The 2,556-nt window shown below is 54.9% G+C and carries 2 protein-coding genes; one reads left to right on the forward strand and one right to left on the reverse strand.

The window, feature by feature from the left end:
* Positions 1-808 (reverse strand): capsular polysaccharide biosynthesis protein (locus tag C9413_RS30905; protein WP_246703901.1); only part of this gene is annotated, 808 nt, incomplete at its 3' end.
* A gap of 506 nt (positions 809-1,314) precedes the next feature.
* Here C9413_RS30905 and C9413_RS30910 point away from each other — a divergent pair.
* Positions 1,315-2,352, forward strand: a complete 1,038-nt coding sequence (locus C9413_RS30910) for a phytanoyl-CoA dioxygenase family protein (protein ID WP_039845790.1) — start codon at positions 1,315-1,317, stop codon at positions 2,350-2,352.
* Positions 2,353-2,556: the final 204 nt, after the last annotated feature.

The raw sequence follows: 2,556 nt of genomic DNA on the forward strand, positions 1-2,556 counted from the left end.
CCTGTTCTAAAACCGTGCATATACCGCGAACCGAGTTTGGATCCGACATAGCTTCGGCAGTTCCCTGAAGGACCTCTGGATGCGGCTTGTAGATAATTTGCGCTCCGGGATTTTCCCGATATGCGAGCCGGACAAGGTCATTGTTGCTGTGCTTTTCCCGTGATCCGTAGGCGATGGAAGCATCGCGTTCCACCTGCCCGATAACAAGAATGCGCTTTCGGGTTTTGGGGCCATAAATCTCCTCGATCTGGGCGTCTGCACTCGAGTTGTATTTGCTCAGCCCGGCGCTCAACAGTTGCTCTATCAGTGCTTGCGCTCGACGCATCAGATCCGCGTTGCCATCAAAGTCGAAGGTCGACAAAATTGCTTCCAAATCAGTCGGGCCATTGGCATTGAAATACATATCCTGCCGATCGAATGCCAAAGACATTGGAGGTATTTGCAAAGCTCCAAGCGATACCGAACGAATGAAGCCGTCTTCGACATAATGAAATGGAATGTTATTGGACGCGCAAAAGTTTTTCAGCTGAGGTAGGCCCTTGTACTGCCACGCCATGACTTCGGCCCGCCGGTCACTTAGGATGCGCCATTTCCAGTTGATATCAAATTCGATGGGCCAGAGCCCGGTCGGCGCAAAGATGATCTCCTTGTCCGGAAACCAGTCATACATGAAAGCCTTCCAAGCGGCGAATCCGAAAAGAAAGAGCGGCGGGTTGCCCCGCTTCGGAAGCGGCCGACTTGCAATGCCACCAATGATCCTGAATGGCGTTTTTGCTGCTTCAGCTAAGATCGTCGTTGTTTTAACCAATCGCCTATTCCAGTTTCTAGGGTACAGAATCGTTTCTTAAATTGCGATGCTTCTGCGAAAGCCTGCAAGCGGGTAATGCACCCAAGGCTCAATGACAAGAATTCCGCGACAGAGATGTCAACATATCAAGTCGCGAGATGACCTTGCCAGTCTGACAGTATGATCCGAATCAAGTACCTGGCTGCAGAGGCGCGTGTCCGACATCTGAGCGTAATCCGAGACCGAAGATTGTCTGACATTGCGTGTGGAGTTGCATGCCGTAAGGAAAGCGCAACAAAGGAACACCTCAACAAATCCCCTCATTCGTCGCTCCTCTCTCCGGCGCCGCGCGGTCGGCGGGAACTTTACAAGTTCCACTTCATGGCAAGCGTCCACCCGGGCTGCGTCAGGATAGCTTATCGCACACGACACCTACCGACAAATGAGGACGAAACAGAACCGTTCTTGCTCTCTCCGCGAATCCGCGGCAATTTAGCGCGCAACTGAGAAAGTCGAAGGAGGGGACAATGCCGAAGCAGAAGTGGTCGCCGTTGAAGGTGCTGATGCTTCCTTTTTATGTGTTTCAGATCGTAACCGGCGAAAAGCGCTTCATTGAAAATCCGCTTCTTGGGAGCGTAAAACTCAATCGGAAGGGGCTCCACATCTGGCGCGTGAAAATAGCCGCGAAAATTGTAGAGTCGCGACGCCGGCGCCTGCAGCACCTTATTCCTCAACATGAGCGCGCCTTCTTCGCCGAGAACGGCTATATCGAACGACGCAATTTTCTAACACCGGAAATGTTCGCGCAGTTGCGGTCTGAAGTTGAGGCTCTTCGTGCGCCGGCGCGCGAAATGACCCAAGGGAAAGCGGTGACGCGTAGGACCTCGCTTACACCAGAGGTCCTGGAAAATTACCCTGCCATCCGCGCCCTGGTGGATAGCAACGGCTGGAGCAATCCGCTACGTTATGTTGGGGGGTTCAAGGCAGAGCCGGCCATCTGCATCCAAACGATTTTTGGGACGGAGACAGAAGAAGGCAAGGGGAAGGATCCGCAAACCGATCTTCATATGGATACGTTTCACTCGACGGTGAAGGCCTGGTTCTTCCTTTGCGACGTCCCAGAAGATGAAGGCCCGTTCACCTATGTTGCCGGCTCTCACAAGCTGACCAAGCGGCGGCTCGCCTGGCACAAGAGGAAGAGCATCGTGGCGTCCATCCGGGGCGAGAACGGCTCATTCCGGATTCCAGAGAACCAGCTGCACCTTTTGCGTTTGCCTAAACCTACCAAGTTCGCCGTTCCAGCCAATACGCTCGTGGTCGGAGATACGTTTGGATTCCACGCCAGGGGCAAATCCGTCCGTCCATCCGTGCGCGTCGAGATCTATGCATCGCAGCGACCCAATCCGTTTCTTCCCTTTGTCGGCCTTGACACAGCATTCTTGCCTTTCGTGAAGGGCCGAAAGGAGGTCATCGGCTGGTTTATCGAGGATTGTCTCGTCCGGTTGGGACTGAGGCGGCAGATCTGGAAAGATATCGGTACGGCGGGGCCGCTCGATCCCCGGTGATGGCGGACGAGTTCTGTTGCAGTAAACACCACAACGGGTTACTGCCAGACGGGGAGAGAATTTCGTTGGACGGACGGGCCCTACCGGCGCCGCCCCCCCGCCGGCGCGCGCGGCAACAAGTGCGATGAACTCCCTTGTCGGCCGCATGGTGCGCCGCAGGGCATGAATAATGGTAGCACCAGAGTGTCGCTCTGCGTCGCGTCC

Origin of the sequence: Rhizobium sp. SEMIA 4085, assembly GCF_013004495.1 — a bacterium.
In the GTDB taxonomy this organism is placed as follows: Bacteria; Pseudomonadota; Alphaproteobacteria; order Rhizobiales; family Rhizobiaceae; genus Rhizobium; species Rhizobium gallicum.

Excerpts from the sequence above, each read along its gene's own strand:
- C9413_RS30910 (WP_039845790.1), top strand. The coding sequence starts at position 1,315 with ATGCCGAAGCAGAAGTGGTCGCCGTTGAAGGTGCTGATGCTTCCTTTT.